This is a genomic window from Streptomyces sp. NPDC014676, from assembly GCF_043084105.1.
Classification (GTDB): Bacteria; Actinomycetota; Actinomycetes; order Streptomycetales; family Streptomycetaceae; genus Streptomyces.
Genome location: NZ_JBIBZI010000009.1, coordinates 234377 through 256721 on the forward strand (window position 1 = coordinate 234377; position 22345 = coordinate 256721).

Sequence of the window (22345 nt, forward strand, 5' to 3'; positions counted from 1 at the left end):
GGGTGTGGGACGACGAACTCGACTCGCGGGCGCTGCTGGCGCCGGGCGGTCACGCCGAGCAGGTGCCCGACGAGGGCGGCTCCAGCCTGATGGGCCCGCTGGCCGGCGCGCCGGGAGTGCGGCGGTTCGTCCTCACCCCGGATCATCTGGCGCAGATCGCCGCGGTGTTCGTGCCCTACATGCACGCCGGTGAGATCCCCGCCGTGCGCGGCGAGGTGGTACGGCAGGCCGGCCCGGACGCCTCCGACCTTCAGGCCGCAGTCGACTACCGGCTGATCCACGAGGAGGACACCGGCCTGGGCGTGGTGGAGAGCCGGCCCGGCGAGACGCTCTGGCGGTTCTCGAGGAAGGAGCCCGAGGACGTCTTCACGCACGGCTTCCGTGCCGACGACACCACCAACGTGGTGAACCTGCACGAATGGGCTCTCGAGAATCCCAACGCCCAGTTCGTGTCCACCACCCGGGACGCCGAACTCTGGTACGGGGACAGGCGGTACCGCTACCGCGTCGACCCCACCCGCAACGGCGACACCACCGGTGTCGACGTGATCGCCACGTCCGAGGCGCAGGGGGATTTCCTCGCCGACATGGTCGATCGCGAGGCGGAGGTGGCGTTCACCGGGGAACTGCGTCCGGAGGCGATCGTCGCCGTCTACGACCGGCAGCTGGACCGGACCGGTACCTGGGAGCCGGGCCCGGCCGGACCCGTCGTGGTGTGGCGTGCGGGGGGCCGGGACGACTGGACGGCCGAGAACCCGGCGGCGGACACCGCCCCGGCGGTCGACTACACGATGGCGCACCCCGACGATCCCGAGCCCGGGCCGTGGACCCGCGCCGGTGAGCCGGGGGAGGCGGCGGCCGCAGCCCCCCGGCCCGCCGCCACGGGCGCTCGGGCGGACCGGCTGACGCCGCCCGAGCGCAGGGTGCTGGACCGGGCCCGGCTGGCGGAGCTGGTCGAGGAGACGGTCTCGGCCGCGGAGCGTGCCGCGGGCGAGGCGGCTTCCGCGCCGGGCGCGGTGCGCGACGCCTCGGTGCAGTGGTGCCTGATCCTGCTCAACGGGCTGCGTGACGTCCTGTTCCCGCGCGGGGTGCGGCCGGCGGGAACGGTCGACGACGCGGTACTGGACGTCCGCGCCTGGGAGAGCCGACTGGCCCCCGGCGACGGCTGGGCGGCGATCCCCTCCTACGAAGCGGTCGTCGAGGCGATGCGCCCTGGTGACACCGCGTTCGTGCTGGCCCGGCGCCCGCAGGGCCGGGGACACGCGTGGGCCGCCCATCACCTGGGCGACGGGCCGGACCGGGGCGTGGTGTGGATCGAGCTGCTGGCCGCCCGCGAGGCCAGGCTGTCCGCCACGCCCCCGGCGATCGCGCCGGCACAGGCGCGGGCGGTCGTCGTCGACGCGTCGGCCCGGGTCGTGGCGCGTGCGCTGGAGGCTCGGGATCCGGAGTCCTTCGCCACCTCGACCTCGACCGGACACGCCCTGGCCGACCCGGCCACCGACCGTTCCTTCGGGGCGATCGGAGTGGAGGTCGAGCCGACCACACGGGAGTTCCTGGTCACGCGCGGCCCCGAGCTGCTGCCCGGTGAGGTGCTGGCGACCCACCCCTCGGGGGTCACGGTGGTCCTGGAGACGAGCTCGGCGCGCCAGGGACCGGACCAGCGTCTGTACTCCAGGAGGGTTCTGCCGGACGCGGCGCAGGCACCCCCGGTCTCCATCTACATCCCCGAGATCGTCCTGCCGCCGCTGGCCGTGCTGCCGGGCGAGCAGCGGTTGTCCGTCACGGAGGGGCTGCGGCTGCTGCGCGCGACCCGGCGGGCGCTGAACGCGGGCGAGGCGCGCACGTACCTCGCCTCGCTCCTGCCCGCGCAGCAGGGATGGACGATCACCGAGAAGGGCCGGCGGATGGTGGCCGGGCGTATGGTCCAGGGGGAGGAGGGCCGCAGCTACGCGCAGTTCACCATCGGTGTTCCGGTCGCGGCGCTGAAGACGGCGCAGGAGGTGGCCCTGGAGCACATCACCTACAGCATGCTCTTCCCCCACATGGATGCCGGAAGGGCCTTCGCGGACAGACTCGCCGCGGGCTACGCCTCGGCGCTCGTGGGACGCACCGTCCGGGCTCCGGAACTGCCGTTCCTGATGTCGACCGTCCCCGGCCTCGCGGAGGTGCACGGTTACGGCTGGCTCGCCTACAACCACGGCGCGGCCCCGGCGACCGTGGACCGGCTCCACCCGGACATCCTGTCGAAGAACCTGCTGGTCGCGGCGTCCCGAACGCCGTTCCTGGACATCCGGGAGGCGCTGAGCCCGAACGTCCGGCAGTTCCTCGCGGCCAACCACGAGTGGGTCGTGAACCTCTTCGCCGGGGAGGTACGCACCTTCGTCGCCACGCGCCGGGCGGCCGCCGGCCACCCACCGGTGGACACGTCGCGCATCCTCGACGAGATGCTTCCCAGGCGTACCGCCACGTTGCGGCAGTACCTCGCCACGATGTTCACCCCGGTCCCGGAGGAGCACAGCGTCGGCCAGGACGAGGCGGTCGGCATGAAGGACTACGTCGACCTGGACTTCGGCGGCGAACCTCCGCTCCGGCACGGGCTCATGCTGCTGGAGATGCGCAACTTCGGGGCGGACCAGGACCGCCACACGGACGCCGAGGTCGAGGCGGCCTTCACCCTGCTCCAGCAGGTCGCGCGGGACGCGTACGGCGAGGCGGACCGCGCTCAGCAGATGCAGCTCTCCGCCCCGGCGGCCGTGCAGGTCCTCGACCACCCGGTCGTAACCGCCCTCCGGGGGCTCGACGAGGCGACCCGCCTGAGGGTGCCCGCCCCCGGACGCGTGAACAGCGTCCTCCTGCTGCCCCCCACCGTCATGGGACGGATCGCCCTGTCGGCGGCCTCGTACGCACTCGGCGGACCGCTGCCCCCGTCCGTGCGCCAGGAGGTCCACGACCTCGACCGACGCGCGCGGCAGGCACTCACCGCGCCTGCTGTGACACCCGCGGCACAGCAGACCTTGCAGCGCGTCACCACCGCGGCCCGGTACGCCCTCCACGTCCTCGACTCCGCGGTGAGTCTGCAGACCCGTGCGGGGACCCGGCCGACCGCCGAGCAGATCACCGTCTACGCGGCGTTGGCCCTCCACTTCCGGCGTCCTCCGACCGCCGCGGAGACCGGTGCGGTCACGACCGTCCGGCACTACCTGCCCGAGGCCGTCCGCCCCACGGTTTCCGTGGTCGCCGCCCTCACCACCTTCCAGCAGCACTATCCGCACGACCTCGCCGCCCCGCCGGTGCAGGCCGACATCCAGCGTGCCGCCCGGACCGCCGCCGCCGTGCTGGCCGGTGGGCAGGCACAGAGTTCCTCCCTGGCCGCGATGCTCGGCGGCAGCCGGGACGCCGGGGCCGATCCGGTGGCCGAGCGGTGGCCGGCCGGGTACGCCCTCACGGTGTCCGGGGCCCGTACGACCGGCACTCCGCCGCAGTACGTTCCCGCCGCGCGGGTTCTCGACGCGGCGGACGCGCGCAAGGGGCGGCAGGAGCCGGAGCGGTGGCTCACCGTGTTCCAGCCGTACCCGGTCGCCGAGGCGGGCGGCAGTACGGGCGACGGTTTCACCTACCGGGTGAGCACCTTGGGCGCCGTCGAGCTGCCCGGCGGCCGCATGCTGCCCGACGGCCCGTGGATCCCGTACGGACACGACTTCGTCCAGGGGAGCCGGGAGGACGGCGTCGGGCACCTGCTGCGCGGCGACAGCGGCTGGATCGGTGTCCTGGACAACGCCGAGGGGGTGCTGGCGGACGCCGAGAGGGCCCTGCCCGCCTCACCCGAGGCGGGCCCGTACCGCCTCACCGTCACCGACGGCGCCCTGTACCTCGTCCCCGAACCCGACACCACCGGCACCGCCCGGGCCGTCCGCGTTCCCGTGCCCCTCGCCCTCGACGTGCCCCAGCGCGGCGAGGAGGCCGCGCGGGAGCCGGGAGCGGCGGGCCGGAGCCAGAGCGCCCGGCCGGCGGACGGGGCGCGGTACCCGGCGGTGGACCCGGCGGGGCTGGCCGCCCGGTCGGAGGAGTTCCGGCGGGCCCGCGAGGCGATGGACCGCCTGGAGCCCGCCAGGCGTGACGCGCTGCTGGCAGAGGCAGCGAACATCATGACGGGCCGTCACCAGCCCCCGCCGATCGACCGGACGGGACGGTCGCAGGACGAGGCGGCCTACGGGGAGCTGTACGAATCCATCGCCCACGCGGTGGCGTACCGGCTGGACCGGGGCGACCGGCGGCGCGCGGAGAGCCTGTCGGAGGAACTGCGCGCGGAGTTCGGCACCCAGCAGCGGCACGGCCTGCCGGGCGGAGTGCCTCCCCGGGGACGCGACGCCCAGGAGCCCGTCTCCGACCGCGCCTCCCGCGGCGGCGCCTTCGCGTCCGACGCCCAGTTCATGAACCGGTTCCGGCCGGTCGCGGCGAAGGCGCTGCGCGCGCTCGGCCACGACTTTGCCCAGGCGGAGCGGCGGATCGGACCGCTGGCCAGGGTGGCCAGGAGGACCTGGCACGAGGAGTGGCCGGTCGGGGAGGTCGCCCGGATTCTGGATGTCTACCCGCAGTTCGGTCAGGACGAGTACCGGGACACGCTGCACGCTCTGACACGGCCCGAACATCTGCACGTGATCAGGGCGGTCGCTCTCCGGCCCAACCTGGGAGCACTGCTGCACGGGCACCCCGACCTCCTGGCGGTGGTGGCCGAGTCGGACACCGTGCTGGACGCCCTCGGCCGGTTGCCGGAACACCTCCTCGCCGTCTACCTCCGGTACCCGGAGTACGTCGAGGACCTGCTGAGGAAGTCCGACGACGGACGACGGGAACTGATCGAGGCGATCACCGGCGGGCACGACGACCACGCGATGCTGCTGCACGCTCCCGGACTGCCCGCGGCGCTCGGGTGGCGGGTTCCACTGGTCCTGGCCGTGTCGGGCCACGGGCCGGTGGCACAGACCCTCGTGCAGTTCCCCCGGATCGCCGAAGCCCTGGCAGCACAGGGCAGTGTGAGCGGCGCACGGTCGTACGCCGAGGAGTGGTCGCTGAACGACGCCCTGTTCAACGCGTCGGCGGACGGGGCCGACATCGACTACGCACGGGTGATCGGCGACCGGGCGCTGCGGAACGCGTTGCGGCTGCAGGCCAACATGGCGAAGCTGGTGGTGCGGGTGCCGCGGTTGCTCACCGCGGTGGCGAACGACCCGCGCGTACTGGAGACTCTGGGTCGGGAAAGGGCCTTGGTCGACGTCCTGGAGGACCTGCCGGCCTTCACGGGGCGACTGGCGAGCGACCCGCAGTGGCTGAACGCCGCGGTGGGCAACCCGGCCCTGGCCGAGGTCCTGTCGCACCGGCCCGCCCATTTCGACCGGGTGCCGGACGGCGAGCTGCTCCAAGCGCTGCGGGCGGCGACGCGGCCGACGCCGCCGCCCGCGTCGGCCGCGCCGCAAGCGTCGGCGCCGGCCGTGGAGCGGGCCAGGGGGGCCATCCCCGTCCTGCACGCGCTGCTGACGGAGGAACCCCGCCTGGCGGACGTCCTGCGGGAGAACCCGGAGCTGGCCGAGACGCTGGCACGTCGTCCCCAGCTCCTCGACCGGCCCCACGAGTACCGGCGCCTGCTGTCCTCCGCCGGAAGGGGCCTGATCCCGTACGTGCGGGAGGGCTCCCCCCTGCTGGCACCGCACATTCTGCGCTCCGCGCTGCGCCACGAATCGGTCCGGCGGTGGCTGCTCTGGGGAGACGGGCCGATCACGGCCCCCATCACGGACATGCGCCGCAGGATCGCCATCGAGGCCGAGGCGAACCCCATCGTGGGCCAGATGCTGTTCTTGAGCCCGGCGCTCGCCCCGTTGCTGATCATGGGCGGGGAGCTGTCGATATTCACCGTCCTGGTGCACGGCTGGTCGGTGCGGCCCGACGACGAACGCATCTTCACCAAGGTCATGATTCCGGGCTTCTACCAAGCCCTGGGAACCCTCTCCGACACACGCCGGCTTCTGGACGTGCTCTTCCAGGACGACGCCGCGCTGATCCGTGTCTCGGGGAGGAACGCCAAGGTCCTCAACGTCCTCACCGACGACATGGTCGTGAACCTTCAGGCCCATCCGCAGGTGGTGAAGGTGCTGGCCTCCCGGCCGGCCGTGGAGATGCCCTTCCAGCACTGGAAGGCGCTGTTCGGCGACGCGTCGTTGCTCACCGCGCTGGGCGACCCGCGCAACGAGACCGTGCTGGGCCTGCTGGCGTCCGCGCCGGAAGCGCTCCGTGAGGCGGTCGCGCGGCCCGGCTTCGTCGCGGCGCTCGACACGCCGGCGTTCCGGGAGGCCGTCACGGCGGCGGCCGGCGCGAAGAAGAAGAAGCGGGGGAACTGGGCCGGCGGCCTGGTCAGGGCCGTCCAGGACCACGCCGGTGAAGCCGTGCTGTCCCCCGAAGGCGTGGAACTGGGCGCGCGGGACCATGCCCACGCCCGTCTGTGGAGCCTCCCGCAGCACGCGGCCCAGGACGAACTCAGGTCGCTCCACGGGGACTCGCAGGACGAGCAGCGGCTCGCGCAGCTCCTGGCCGTCGACGCGACGGTCCGCGGGAACAGTGAACTGCTCGCGGCCGCCAGGAGGAGCGCGGCCCTGGGCGCGGCCCTGTTCACCAACCCGGAACTGGTCCCGACACTGGAGGTCAGACCCCTGCTGCCGCTCCTGCTGGACCGCACCTCAGGGCTGCTCCCTCTGCTCGTGTCCCGTACGGACCTGACGAGGGCACTGCGCACCAACGACCACCTCCACCGCTACCTCACGGAGAACCCCGGTGCCGTCGAGAAGCTGGCCGAGGACCGCATACAGGCCCGCCTGATCATCCAGAACCGGGAATACGCCCGGCTCTTCCACCTGGCCCCGGACATGAACCGGCTGGCGGGATCGCGCCTCCCCCTCGCCTACCTGGTGGGCGCCAGTGAGGACCTCGCGCGCGCCTTCGCGGACCGCAGTCCCGTCGTCCGCCTGCTTGCGGAACCTGCCGCTGACCAACTGGCCGATTCACTGAACAGGTTGGTCCTGTCGCCGGGCGGCCGGGACGCCGTGCGAGCGGCGATCAGCGCCGTGCCGGTCACCCAGGCGCTGGTGCGTGCCCCGCAGCAGGCGGTACTGCTGCGGGAGATCGCGGGGCTGGCCGCCGGGATCACGGACCACGCCGGCGTGTTCCGGGACGCGGACCATGTCGGACGTTTCCTCAGCGCCACCCCCCTGCTGGGCGCGCTGAACAGCCACCCCGAGCTGGTGGGCGTGGTGCTGGGTGACGCGGAGCTGCTGGAGACCGCGTTGCGCACCCCGGACGTGGTGGCGGCGCTCGCGGCGGACGCCCAGGTGGCGGAGTTGCTGACACGCCGTCCGGAGACGCACCGGGTGCTGCGGGAGCGGCCCGAGGTGGCGCGCGATCTGGCGGGGGACTCCAGGTCGTTGCGCAGGGCGCTGCAGGGTGTGCCGGGTCTGGCACAGCTCCTGGCGGACGTGGGCCGGGTGGCGGAGGACCTGCGGACGGCGCCCTGGCTGGTGGACGCGCTGCTGCGCAGTCACGCGCTGGTGGAGCAGGCACGCGAGGACGGTCCGTTGTGGCGGGCGGCGCGGGCCGCGGAGGTACTGGCGGGTGCCCTGACGCCGCAACTGGTGCGCAGACTGGTGGGCCGGGACGCACTGCTGCGGGAATGGGCGGAGCGGCCGGGACCCTTGGCCGAAGTCGGGCGACTGGAACTGGGGCGTCTGCTGGCCAACACCGACCTGACCCATTTCCTCGACGGACACCTGTGGTTCGCCGGGCGGTTCCTCGCCGTGTCCGGGCTGCGCGAGCGCGCGCTGGGAACGCCTGGGCTCGTGGGCGAACTGCGGCGGCTGGTGGTGCGCTCGCCGGAGCTGTTCGAGGAGGGCGCGGAGCAGGCCCTGCTCCGGGAGCTGGCGCCGGCCCGGACGTCGACGGCCGCCGGGCCGGCCGACCGGGACGCGACGGCCGGGACCGGCCGCGCGCAGGGCGCGGGCAAGGGCGCCGGGGCGGTGACCGCGGGCAGGGGGAGGACCGTGACCGGGTCCGAGGCGGGCCCGGCGACGGTGTGGGCCCGGACGCTGGCGTCGATGCCCGAGGTGGCCGGGCTGCTGCTGGATCCGGCGAGCGCGGAGATGGTCCGCGAACTGGGCGGCCATCCCGAGCTGATGGTCCTCCTGCTGGGTTCGGCATCGGTGCTGGAGGACGTGAGCGCCCGACCGCAGGCGTGGCGCGAGTACGCGTTCGGTGAGTTCCTGGCGTCCTCGCCGGACGGCCGGCTGGAGGACTTCGACAGCGACCTCCAGGCGCACCTGGACCAGGTGGGCGCGGTCGTCGAGGGCGACTACCACGGCCGGGTGCGCGAGGAGTCGCTGAAGGTGTGGCGGCGTGCCCGCGAAGAGCGGGACGCACGGCGGGCACGGGAGGACGCGGAGGCCGCGGCACGGCTGAGGGCCTTCCGGCCCGACGACCCTGGGACCTGGGAGCACAGCGGACGTCCCTTGTTCACCGCCGACGTGCGCCTGGACGACCCCGACGACCTCGAGGTCGTACGGCGGGTGGCGACGGGGGAGCTGCGGCCGCGGGAGAACGACGCACGGGCGCACCAGGCGCTGCACGTGCACCTGCGGGGCGGCAGGGGCGGCGCGTCGTTCACGTACGTGCTCGGCGCGGACGGCAGGGTGGACGTGCTGGTCTACGCGGTCAGCACGCACCGCAAGAACAACGCCTACCGGTGGGACGGCTCCGGAACGCGTTACGTCGACGGTCCGCTGGAGATCGGGGCGGTGCACAACCACGAGGCCGTCGTGGAGTCCCGGAAGCTGGTGGAGCGGGCACGGGAGCTGTCCGCCGCGGAAGCCGCGGACAAGGGCAGGGTCCGCGCGAAGGACCGGAGCCAGGGCAAGGGCAAGGAGAAGGAGCGGACGGGGACCGCTTCGGAGACGGCCGTCGCGCCGGGCGATCCCGGGCTGACGGCGGTCGCGGACGCGTTGTCCGCTCATCACACGGCCCAGGCCGAACAGGACGCCGCGCAGCAGTTGCGCGACGCCAGGGCGCAGGCGCGGGCGCTGTCCCAGGCGCGGAGCAAGGTGGCCGCGGCGCGGCAGCGCCTGGCCGGCCTCGGGCTGGACCCGGACGAGCTGACCGGGACGTCGGAGGAAGCGGCACGGCTGGCCGAACTGCTGGACGTCCCCCGGGGCACGGCCCAGGACCTTCTGACCGCGGCGAGCGGCCTGCTTCGGCCGCCGGTGTCGATCGGCTGGGACACACGTACCCAGCAGCAGCGGGCGGCCGTCCACGCCGCGCTGGCCAGGATCGCGGAGAGTCTGCACCGGCAGGGGGAGGACGCCGCCCGTGAGACGGCCGACCTGCTCGTGGAAGGGAATCCGGCCCTGCGGTCCGCGAACGCCGGGCCCGTCGGCGGCGCCCCGCCCCGGAGGCGGGCGGCGGAGACCGTGGCCGACCGGGCCTCGCGCACCGGCACCTCGACGTCCGGGGGCCCGTCCACCGGGCAGCTCCGCGAACTGGCCAGGAAGGTGTTCACGGAGCTGGGCCACGGCCAGTACCCGGCGGAGAACCTGGTCGCACCCGTGCAGAAGGTCATCACAAGGACCGACTGGCACGAGGGGTGGCCGGTCAGGGAACTGATGCTGACGATGGCGTTCAACCCGTCGTGGAGGGAACCGGAGCACGCGTCGACGGTCGACTCCCTGGTGCGGCCGGACCGCCTGCACCTGCTCCGGGCGATCGCCGAGAACTCCACGCTGGGCGTACTGCTCCAGCTGCAGCCGGACCTCCTGGAGGTGCTGTCCCGGTCGGGCACCATGCTGCGGAAGATGCAGAGACTGCCCGAAGACATCCTCACGCAGTACGGGCGGCAGCCGCAGTACATGCAGGACCTGCTCCGGACGCACGGCAGCGGACGCATGGAACTGGTGGAGGCGATCGAGGCGGACCACCTGTCGGTCCACTCGCTGCTCACCACCCCCGGGCTGCCTGCGGCCCTCGACCACCGGGTGGCCCTGATCACCGCCGCGGCGGGCCCCGGCCCGGCGGCACAGCACCTCGTCCAGGACCGCGCGCTCGCTGCGGCGTTGGTGAACAGGACGGCGAAGATGGACGATTCCGACGCCGCGGAGGAGGCCTGGACACTCGCACAGGAGTGGTCGCTGATCGGGGCTCTGTCGGAAGTCTCCGGTCCGGAGGGCCGGGGCCTCGCCGTCGACTACGAGAACCTGCTCAGGTCGAAGGAGTACAAGCGGCTGCGGGAGCAGCTACAGCTCCACGCCGATCAGGCGAAGCTGCTGGTCAAAGCCCCGCGGCTGCTGGCCGCGGCGGTGGCGTCCCCGGCCGTGGTGGAGACCCTCGCCACCAGCCCGCGGCTGGTCGACGTCCTGACGGACGTCCCCGCCTTCGCCGAACGGCTCGCGGGTGACCTCGGGGCGCTCACGGCGGCGGTGGACAACCCCGAGGTGGCCGGGGCGCTGTCCCACACTCCCGGCCACTTCGACGCGGTGCCCGACGCGGACCTGCGGGACGCGCTGCTCAGCACGCGCTCCCCCCACCTGCCCGCTCCGGCCGAACCGGGTCCGTCCGCCTCCCCCGTGGACAGGGCCAGGGCGGCGATTCCGGCCCTGGACGCCGTCCTGACGGCCGATCCCGCCCTGCGGGCCACCCTGGGCGAGGCCGACCATGCCCTTGCCCGGACGCTGGTCCGCCACCCCGCTCTCCTGGCGGACCCCCACGAGTACCGGCGTCTGCTGAGCCCCGACATGGCCCGGCTGCGCGAGGGGGTGCGGGACGGATCCCCGCTGCTGGCCCCGCACCTGCTGAGAGCCGCGCTCCGGCACGAGCAGCTGCGACAGTGGTTCCTGTCGACCAGCGTCTCCTCCCTCCTCGACGCCCCCGCGCACGACCTGCGCAGCAGGCTCGCGCGAGCGGCCGAGGCCGACCCCGCCGTCGGGGAGATGGCGTTCTCGAATCCCGCGCTGGCCCACCTGTTCAGGTACAACCCGCCGCTGAAGAGTCTCACCGGGCTGCGCAAGGCCTGGGCGGTGCGGCCCACGGACGAGCGCCTCTTCGTCCACGCGACGAACCCGCAGGTGGAAAGCACGCTCGCCGACGCCACCGACCTGCGGCGACTGCTCGACGTGCTCTTCGGCGACAACGCCGCCCCGATCCGGCTGGCCCGGGAGTACCAGGACGTACTGGCCCACCTGCGCGGCGCTGTGGTGAACCACCTGCACGCCCATCCGACCGTGGTGGCGAGGCTGGCCTCCCGGAAGGCCACCGTACGGCTGTCCTCCGCCCACTGGAGCCGGCTGTTCCACGACGCGTCGCTGCTTCAGGCGCTGGGCAGCGCGGACAACACGACGCTGCTGAGCCTGCTGGCGCTCGTGCCCGAGGCCCTGCGCGAGGCGATCGCGCGCCCCGGTTTCGTCGCGGCGCTGGCCCGCCCGGAGTTCCAGTCCCAGGTGGCCGAAGTGAGGAGGAAGCAGCAGAAGAGGAAGGGCAAGGGCTGGACGACCGAACTCACCCAGCTCGTCGAGAAGGAGAGCGGCAAACCCACGTTGTCGCCCGAAGGCGTCGTACTCGGCGACCGGGACACGGCCCTGGCCGGCCTCTGGCAGCTCGCGCCGGAAGAGGCCGCGCGGCGCCTCGAGCAGCTCACGGAGTTCCCCGACGCGGACGAGGCCACCCGTCGGCGCTGGATCGCCGTCCAGGAGACGGTCCGCGAGGACGCGGCCCTGCTCGACGCCGCCCGGCGCAGCGTCGCCATGGGATCTGCCCTCTACGCCAACGAGGAACTGGTGCCGACGCTCGGTGCGAGGCGGCAGCTCCTGGCACGCCTGATGGACCACACCTCGGAACTCCTGCCCGCGCTCCACGGCAACGCGCCCCTCACCGAGGCACTGCGCGTCGACGACTACCTCTACCGCATGGTCATGGAGGACCCCCGAGCCGGCATCATCCTGAACGCCTACCCGCACTTCGCCCGGCACGTCGCGAGCAACCGCGAACTGGCCCGGCTCTTCCACCTCCAGCCGCGGAACTACTCCCTGATGAGCACGGACCCGCGTGTGGAGAACCTGGGTTACAAGACCAGTCACACGGCACGCGCCTTCGCGGACGGCGAACCGGCCGCGTTCATGCTCCTGGAGCCCGAGGCCGGCGAACTGGTGGAGGAACTCGCCGACATCGACCTCACCACGGACCCGGGCCCGCTGGTCGTCGGCGCGGCGCTCAGCAGTCCGGTGGTCACGCGGGCGCTGATCGGGGACCCGGTGCTGGTGGAGCAGCTGGAGTGGGTTCCGGGGCTGGCCGCCGGCCTGGTGAACCACCCGCGGGCGTTCACCGACGCCGACCACTTCCTCCGGTTCATGACCGCGGACGGGCTGCTGGAGGTGCTGGCCGAGCACCCGGAGCAGATGGACGTGGTGCTGGGCTCCGCCGAACTGCTGGAGACGGTACTGCGCACCCCGGTCGTGGTGGTGGCCCTCGCGGCGGACCGGGAGGTCGCGCGGCTGCTCGCGCGCCGCCCGGAGGCCCACCGGCTGCTGCGGGAGCAGCCGGAGATCGCGGCGGAGCTGGCGGGCGGACAGCGCTCCCTGCGGGTCGTGCTGGACGCCGTCCACGGGCTGGCCGGGGCGATGGCGGACGAGCCACGGATCGGGCGGGACCTGCACAAGGCGCCCTGGCTGACGGCGGCGTTGCTGCGCAGCCACGGTCTGGTGGACCAGGCGCGTGCGGACGGTCCGCTGTGGCGGGCGGCGCGGGCCGGTGAGGCGCTGGCCGACGCGCTGACTCCGCAGGTGGTGCGCAGACTGGCCGGCCGCGAGAAACTCCTGGAGGTCCTCACGGCCGACGCGGAGTCCCTGGCGGACATCGACCCGCTGGAGCTGCGGCGCCTGCTGGGCTATGCGTCGCTGACGCGCTTCCTCGACACCCGCACCGAGTCCGCCCTGCGGTTCTTCACCGTGCCGGGGTGGCGTGCCGCCGCGCTCGGGACACCCGGCTTCGCCGGTGATCTGGAGCGGCTGGCCCGCGACCCGGAGCGGTTCCGCGAGCTGACCGAGGACCCCTCGGGAGAGCTGCTGCCGGCGGCGCTCGCTCCGGCACGGGCCGTGTCCACGGGCGACGGGCAGGCCGCGCGCGCGACGGGCACGAGCGGGTCCGGCGGGACGGCGCGCACGGGCGGCGGGAAGGCCCGGACCCCACAGGGCACGGAGCCCGGGTCGGTGTGGGCCCAGGCCCTGGCGTCGGTGCCCGAGGTGGGCGAGCTGCTGCTGGACCCGGCGGCGGCGGAATTGGCCGGGAAGCTGGGAGAGCACCCGGAACTGCTGCCCCTGCTGCTGGGCGCGCCCACGGTGGTGGAGGACGTGGCGCGGGACCCGGGGGCGTGGCGCGCCTACGCGTTCGGTGAGTTCCTGGCCTCCGGCGAGGGCGGCCTGGAGGACTTCGACAGCGATCTCCAGGCTCACCTGGACCGGATGGGCGTCCTCCTGGAAGGCGACTTCCACGGCCGCGTGCGGCATGCGGCGCGGGGCGTGTGGGAGCGGGCGCGTACGGCGCGGGAGACGCGGCTGGCCCAGGACACCGCGGCGGTGGAGGAACGGCTGGCGGCGTTCCGGCCGCAGTCCCCCGAGACGTGGGAGCACAGCGGACGGCTGGTCTATGCCAGCCACGTCCGCGAGGACCAGTTGGGCGAGGACCGGCTGGAGAGGCTGCGGGAGGTCGCGTCGGGCAGTCGCCTGCCGCAGGAGCGCGGCCGGGAGCTGGGCACCGACCGGGCGCTCCATGTGCACCTGCGGGGTGGCAGCGGCGGCGCCTCGTTCGCCTACGTGCTGGCCGACGACGGCCGGGTGGACGTCCTCGTGTACGCGATCAGCGCCACGCGGCAGGGCAACGACTACCTGTGGGACGGCAACGGGGCCAGGTACACGCCCGGCCCGCTGGACATCGGCACGGTGTCCAACCACCCCGCCCTGGTGACGTCGCGCGAGCTGGCGCGGCGGGCGGCGGAGCGGGCCGCCGCCGCGGACCCCAAGGGGAAGGGGAAGGGGAAGGCCAAGGACGTACCGGCGGCGGTCGCGAACACCGCGACCGGGACGGCCCGACCGGCCGACCGCGAGGTGGAGCGGCTGGCGCAGGCGCTGTCGGCGTACCACACGGCGGTGGCGGGACAGCACGCCGCGGAGCGGGTCCAGGACGCCAAGCACCGGGTCCGCGCCATGGGAACCGCCCAGAAGACGATGCGGACGGCGGAGGCCGCACTGCGGGAGCTGGGCCTGGACCCCGAGGCGCTGACCGGGATGTCGGCCGTGGCACGCGGGCTGGCGGAACGACTGGACGTCACCCGGGAACGGGCGGACGAACTGCTCACCCGGGCCGGTGCCCTCCTGCGCCCGGCCGTGGTGATCGGCCAGGACGAGCAGGCGCGGGCAGTGCGCGGCGCCCAGCACGCCGCGCTCGCCGAGATCGCCGCGAGCCTGGACGAGGGCGGAACGGAGGCCGGCCGTCAGAAGGCCGACGCACTCGCCGCCGCGAACCCGGCCCTGCGTTCACCGGGTCCGGGCCTGGGCGGCGGCGCCTCGTCGTACTACCTCGATCCCGACTCGGTCCGGCTCGGCGAGTCCTCCGTGACCGGACGCGACACCGGGACCCCGGTCCACGGAACCCCCGCGGACGTGGTGGCGGACGCCGGGCTGCCGGTGTCCGGGGCCGGAGCGGCCGACGTGGTCGTGATCGGGGACGACGCCGTGCTGCTGGGGAGCGCGCCGGTGGTCGCGCGCAGTACGAACGGAACGAACCTCGGTACGTTCGACAGCCGATATGACGTGGAGCGGTATCGCCGAGGTGACGGTGAGACGGTCAGCCGGCTCGTGGTGCGGGTCGCGTGGGAGTTCGACCCGGCGGGAGACCCACGGACGGCCGGCGGGGGCGGGGCGGCGACCGGGACGGGGCCGGCGAACAGGGTCGAGGCGTTCGAGGCACGTGTCCGGGCGGAAGTCGACACGGTGTGGAACGCCGGTGTCCGGCTGCCCAACGGCGACCTGCTCAGGTTCGACTTCGAGGTGGTCCCGTCACCCGCCGACGCGCACCGGACCGTGCTGCTGTCCACCCGGGATTTCCGTTCCGACGCCGCGCGGTTCTCGGTCGTGGACCCCGACGCGGGGACGTTCGCCCACGAAGTGGGGCACTGGTACGGGCTCAGCGACGAGTACCGCGAGGCGTCGCACGGCTTCCGCGCGGTGTACACCGACGGTGGTCTGATGGCCAGCCTGCACAGGGACGACCGTGACATGCATCATGTCGACGCGGACGTCTCCTGGAAGCAGGTGGATCTGCGTTCCGGCCGGATGTTCGTCGCCGCCCGGTACCTGCGCCGGCTCGGCGCGGACGCGGACGCGGCGCTGCGGGCCGCGGGGGCCGGGCAGGCGGCTGCGGCCCGGCGCGACGACGGGCTGCCGGAGCGTGCGGAGTTCTCCCTCGAGGTCAGGCAGGCCGTGCTGTACGGCGGTGCGGACGGTACCGGGGGGCACCTGATGCCCGACGGACTGTCGGACCGGCCCCGTCGCGAGCAGGCGGGCAGGCCGAGTCCGAACGGCGTGTTCAGGGTGGAGTCGGCCGACGGGGCGGTGACGTCACGCGGCGGGCTGCGGGACGGCGACGGCTGGAACCGGGTGGCCGGGGACCTGGCGGCGGGTTCCGCCGGGCGGGCGGGGGAGCGCGCCACCACGGTGATGTTCCCCCGGTACTGGACCGAGGACGACGCGGTCCACGCGGCGGAGCAGGCCTACCTGTGGGCGCTGCGGCACGACGGCGTGTCCGCGGTGCCGGGGCGTGCGGCGGTGTTCCGCTGGGTCGGCGAGTACGGCGGGGTCCGTATCGAGGGCGAGGTGGAGCGAGGGGAGTTCACCGGTTTCCGGCCCGCCGGCGACCAGAGCGGGCTGCGGGTCCCCCCGTACATGCGGCCGACCGCGGCCGGGTGGGGCGGTACCCGGTTCTCCCAGCGGGCGGAGGACGTGGCGCGCCTCGGTGACCGCCGCACACGCACCGGGGTCCACCAGTTGCCCCTCAGGGACGGCGGTGACCTCCCCGGAGTCGACGTCTTCCCCTATGAGGACCTGGACAACGGCACGTACCGGGCAGTGGTGAGGTTCCTGGACCCGGACGTCGACCACACGACTCTCGAAAGCGGGCTCAACACCCGCTGGGAGTCCCATGTCGACGACACCGACCACGTCATGTTCCCCAGGGACTGGAGCCCCGTCGACGTGCGCCACGCCGTGACCGCTGCGCACGCGGCCGCCATCGAGGCGGACACGGTCCTGGACCGGCCGGACGGCTCCTACCGCTGGGTCGGCGAGGTCGAAGGGGTGCGCGTCGAGGGCATCGTCCGCGACGACCACCACGCCGCGTTCCGTCCCACGGCGCGGCAGCCGTACCTGCGCTGGCCGCGGGAGAAGCCCTTGGCCCAGACGCCGCCCGAGAGCGTGCGCTTCTCCGCCGAGGGTGTCGAGCGCACCGCCGAGTACCGGTACGCGCTCTTCGCCGGCGGTCAGTTCGGCGTCCGGCTGACGCTGCGGGTCGCCCTGGTCCAGGACGCGGGCGACGGGCACGGGCCCGGGGAAGCGGACGCGTACGCGCGGCGTTTCCGTGCCGCGGTCGACGAGGTGTACGGGCGGCTCCGGCGCTCCGACGACGACCCGCTGTTCCGACTGTCGGTCGACGTGGTGGCCGACGCCGCCGCGGCGCACCGGACCCTCCGGGTCACCGAGGCCGGGGACCCCGTGGACCTGGCGGCGAACCTGCCCCGGCTGCTGGGCCTGCCCGCGGACGCGCACACCCTGCTGGAGTCCCTGGGGGACCTCTCCGCTCCCCCGCGCGAGACGGCCGCGTGGGACCGCGCGGCCGAGACCCCGGAAGCGGCGGTCGAGGTCGCCCTGACGACGGCCTACGACCCCGTGCTCCTCCTGGACGACAGCGACCTGGAGGAGAACCGCCACAACGCCCCGGGCGAGCCCTGGCCCTCCCTGGAGGAACGCTCCAAGGCCCTGCTGAAGTTGCTCCGCGACGAGAAGAGGTTCCTGCCGGAACTCCTCGACACACCCCGGCCCTTCGACGGCTTCCCCGACGGGTGGACCCGGGCCGACATCCTGTACGCCGTCCGGACGGTGGCGGAGGACCCCGCGAACGTCCTGCCCGCGGGCCCGGGCACCGGCACGCGGACCGTGCGCGGCGCGTTCTTCGACCGTCTCGGCATCGAGGCCACGCTCAAGGACGGCCTGATCACCGACTTCCGGAGCACCGGCCCGGTCGCCGCCGAAGGAACGCCGGCCGCATCCGCCCGGCCGGCCCCGGCCGCGCCGCGCTCCCTCCCGTCGACGGGGACCGGACCGGCCATCGAGCTGGGCACCGTACCCACCACCGGTCCCGCGACCGCGCGACCCCTCCGGCTGCCCGGCGACCCCGAGGCCCCGGCCCCCGGCACGTCCCTCACCGTGCACCCCGTCATCGAGGCCCCCGTGCCGCCGGCGGTGGCACGGATGGGCCTGGAGGACGGCGGTGTACGCGGCCTGGTGAACATGGGACCGATCCCCGGCCGCGTCCTCGACGGGCTGCACGCGTCGGTGACCCGGGCGGTCGAGCGGGTCCTGGCCGACGGCGCCGTGCTCCCCGCGGCGACCGAGGCACTGGCCCGGCTCACGGGAACCGGCGGGGCGGTCCGCGAGGACGTGACCGCGCGACTGACCCCCGAGTTCCTGGCCTCCCGGCAGCGGCAACTGCTCAGCGCGGAAGGGCTCCTCGTACCGTTGCGGACCCTGGACTCCCGCGACCGGGCGCTGTGGGTCAGGATGCGGCTCACCGCTCCCCGCCCGGCCATGTCGGAGCTGTTCGAGGCACCGGCCGGCGTCCAGCGCTGGGGATTCGGCACCACCAGCGTCGACCGCACCGAGGGCACCGGCGACCTGCGCTCGGCGAGCCTGGCCGGCTCGTACACCTGGCCGTACCCGGACGCCCCCGTGCTGCGGTCGGTGTCGGCCACCGGACAGCTCTCCCTCACCCACAACCAGCGGGCCACCTCGGCATCGGTGGGCACCACCGTGCGGACCCTGGACTACCAGGCCGGCCAGGGCGAGCCCGGCTTCGCGTACGACTGGGACGCGGTGCTCGAGTGGCGGATCGCGCCCGACCCGGCCCGGGCGACCGAGGCCGTCGGCGCCCGCGAGACCGGGTGGCGAGTGCAGGAGGGGTCTGCCTGGCGGCAGCGCACCTGGTTCCCGGAGCACCTGCTGCACCCGCCGGCCGCCCGCCCCGGCGGGCCGCTCGCCCCCGCGCCCCTGGCCGACCTGCTGGAGTACGCCCCGCTCCTCGGACTCGAGGCCTTCCCCTGGCACGAGAAGCTCCACCAGGACGTCGTGGAAGGGTTCGGCGACCTGCTGAAGGACCTCTCACCGGCCTCCCGGGACGCCCTGCGGTACTACCTCTCGGAGAGTGGCTTCCGCGGCGGCCTGCGCAAGCTGGTCGACACGCACGCCTCGCCCCTGCTGTTCGCCGCGGACGGGGAGCCGCTCGGCTTCCTGACGCTGCGCTTCGACCTGACCGAGGCCGGACCCGCCCACGAGGGCCTCACCACCAGGAACACGGTCCTGGAGGCCGACGTGATCCGGACGGTGCGGGCCACGTCCAGCACGTCGGTGACGAACTCCGTGGGAGTCTCCGTGGGCGCCGCCGCCAACCTTCTGGGGCAGCTCAGCCTCTCCGGGCGCCTCGGCACCCAGTTCGGGGAGACGTACGCGCTCAACGCCGGCGGCACCGTGCTGATGTCGCGCGGACTGCGCTCCGCCCGGCCGCACCTGCTGCGCAACGCGGTGGCGGTGCCGCACCTCACGCTGGTGCGCTCCGACGGCCCGCCCGTACCGCCGACGCGGGGTCCCCTCACCGCCGACACCCGCGGCTACCCGGTGATCCTGCGGGTCCCCAGCACGGAGACCGTGGGAACCCCCGACACGCGTCCGGACGTCGCCGCGCAGCACACCGCCGCCGACCGGGCGGCGCCCGCCGGGCGACCGGCCACCCCCCGTCACGCGCCCCGGGACGTCCGCGAGCTGCGTGCGCTGAGCCTGTCGGTCACCCCGCTCCGCCTGGACGGCGCGGAGCCGGTGCTCCGGCACATCGAGGAGCGGCTGCGCCCCCTCGGTTTCCTGCCCGCGCGCACCCCCCAGGAGAGCGGCGACGTCACCGAGCGGTGGCAGCGGCTCTCCAACGCCCGGCTGCTGGCCGAAGCGGGGTCCGCCGTCGCCCTGCGCGACCTGGTGGCGCAGCCGCGTGACCTGCACTTCACCAGGTCCACCGCGACCGGCGCGGAGACGGTGGTCGCGCACCTCCGGGTGCGTCCGCGCTCCGCGGACGCGCCCGACGGGGACGTCACCCACGTCCGGCACCTGCCCGGGGTCAGGATGCTGAACTTCACGGCCTCCTGGTCCGACGGGACCGAGCAGCGCACCCGGACCCTGAGCGCGGTGAGCGCGGGCCTGTCGGCCGGCGGCCGCATCCCCACGGGCAACGCGGTCCTCGGCGGTGTCGATCTCGGCCTGGACTACGCGTACGGCAGCGGCACCTCGGTCACGGACGCGGCCAGCACCCAGACGGGCCAGGAGAACTACCTCTTCACCTCCGACGGCCTGGACGTCTTCGAGGCGCAGCTCGTGATCGAGGTGGAGTTCTCCGCGACCCGCGGCCACGTCCTGGAGCCCTTCGCGGCGAACGGCCGGGCACGGCTGGCGGTTCCCCCCTTCCGCACCCTGGACGCCCCGCAGCAGGACGGCCCCTCCCCGCGGCACGACATCCGTGCCGTCACCGAGGAGGACGAGCGGATGCTGGAGCTGCGCCGCTCCGGAGAGGTCACCGGACTCCCCGTGGAGGCGTTCGTCGACCGGCTCGAAGGCAGCGAGACGGTCCGCGAGGCGGTGAACCGCCTGCTGGCCTCCTTCTGGACCGGACGCGACGCGGGGGCACCGCGGGAGCGGACCGCGGAGGCCGCCGAGGAGGCCGGGCCCGGCCCGATGCCCGGCGCCTACCCGCCCGCGCCCGGGGAGGGGCAGCGGCTGCCCCTCTCGTCCGGCACCGAGCACGGCACGCTCACCGGCACGCCCGGCCGGGACGTGACGTCCGCGGTGGCCGAGGCCCCGCGCGGGCCGCTGGGCCGGGCCGCCGCTCTCCCCGCCGACCTGGGCCGCTACCTGCGCACGACGGCCGTCGGGCCGGCCATGGAGGACCCGGCGTCCCTGGCGCAGGCGGTCGTCCGTGCCGTGACCTCGCACGCCCACCTCCTGGACACCCTGCCGTCGATCCTGCGCGACAGCCGCGAAGCGGAGATACACAGCCCCGGTCTCGTCGGCACGAACATCGCGTTCAGCCTCAAGGGCTACCTCAAGAACGTCACGATGCTGCCCCTGGCGCCCGCCGAGGGAGAACTGTCCACCGACCGGTGGCACGTCTCCGGCAGAGGGTCCGACGTCACCGTCTCCGGCTCCAGCAGCCACTCCGGCTCCCCGATGACCCAGGTCGGCCTCGCCTTCTCACAGGTCGGCGTGGCGGGCCGCTACGGCCTCGGAGTCGGCCGGAGCGAGAGCGACACCCGCTCCGACGGGGTCACGGGGTACCGGATCACGAGCCAGAGCGGCGGCCGCATGGTGTGGTTCCGCGCCGACCTGACGATGGTGGTCGAGGCCCGGCGCGGGCGGCACCAACTGCTCCACGACCTCGTCTCCGACCTCGCTTCCCGGAGCCCCGAGGTGCGACGGACGGCCGTCGAGATCCCTCAGGCCGTCGACTTCTTCCTCAGCGAGCGGGACCTCGCCCGCCACCCCCGGCTGGCCCGGATCGCCGGTCTCACCGACCTGCCGCCGCTGCCGCCCCGCACCCTGCCCCTGCCCCTGGCGTACGCCGTCGGCGGCAGCGTCGGAACGGGAGCCGTCATCGAGGTCGCCGAGGTCACCGCCAGGCACGCCGGCACCGCCGGACCCGCCGTGCGCAAGACGCTGCGCCAGTCCGTCGAGGACCTCGTCGAGAACATCGCGCCCGGCAGCACCACCGTGGGCCGGGGCACCCACGTGCCGGGGCTCCGCGAGCGCGTCGCCGAACTCACCTCGCCCCGTCACCTGCAGGCGCTGATCGCCGCCCGGCACAGCTCCGTCTCCTTCGTCGCCAACGGCTGGCTGGGCCCGCGCCTGGTGCGGATCTCGCTCACGGCCACTCCGGTCCCCGGCTTCGAGAGCGTCCTGGGCCGGCCCGTCGCGCCCGGCTCCGACCTGGAGACGCAGTTCGTACGGGCCACCGGCAAGGGATCGTCCCTCCCCGCGCCCGGCACCACCGGCCACGCCACGTCCCGCAGCCGCACCGGCGAACTCGGCCTCACCCTCTCGGGCGGCCTCAACGGCGTACGCGGCGGCCTGCCGCTCAGCGACGGCGTCCGGGACACCGTGGGGCAGAGCGCCGGCTTCACCCACGACGAGCGGGTGTGGCTGCACACCGTCGCCGAGCACGTCGCCGACTACCCCGTGCCCTACGACGTCGCGGTCGAGGTCAGTTCCACACTGCTCCCGAACGCCCTCCTGCTCGCACCGAGGATGGTCCTGCCCACGTCGGCGCATGAGTGGATCGCCGCGCTGGCGGGCCGGGCCGCCGACGCGAGCGGGCTGGACCGGCTGTGGGCCCCCCTGACGGTGCGGGCCACCGCCGGGGTGGTCGCGACCCTCCGCCTGGGCGCCGCGGACGCCGCGCCCGCGGGAACGCCCCCGCGCATCGAGCCGTCCGTCCGGACCGAGGACCCCGCCGCACCGCTCCGGGTGCCCGAGGACGCGGCGGTCGTGTCCTTCGAACGGCTGACGGCGGGCGATGCCTGGCGGCCGCGCGGCCCCTTCGAGATCCAGCACTTCGACGCCCTGCCCCACCTGGCGCAGGCCCTGCGCCAGGTCGCCCCCACGCTGCGCGGGCAGCGCCGCGAGACCGCACGGAGCCTGTCCGTCGAGACCATGCTGACCCGGCTGCGCGAACTCGTCGCGAGCGGCGAGCTGTCCGCCCGGGGACCGGAGCAGATCGCGCCGTTCCTCGGGGGGCCGGGCGTGCCCGGCACCTCGCTGCGGGTCGAGCTGTACGAGCCGGTCACCGTCCTCGCCGGTGTCGACACCTCCCTGGACGACGTCCGGGTCGTCAGCGACAGCCACACCTCACGGGCCGGAACGGCGATGAGCCCCACCATCGGCGCGCAGGCCGGCTTCCCGCTGACCGGCGC

Annotated in this window: 1 protein-coding gene (only partly in view); it reads left to right on the forward strand. The window is 74.4% G+C overall.

The whole window is internal to a hypothetical protein gene (locus ACF1DX_RS25310) on the forward strand: the coding sequence, 62007 nt in all, runs 15007 nt past the left edge and 24655 nt past the right edge, and what appears here is coding positions 15008-37352, spanning codon 5003 (partial) through codon 12451 (partial); the first complete codon in view begins at position 3. The start codon and the stop codon both lie outside this window.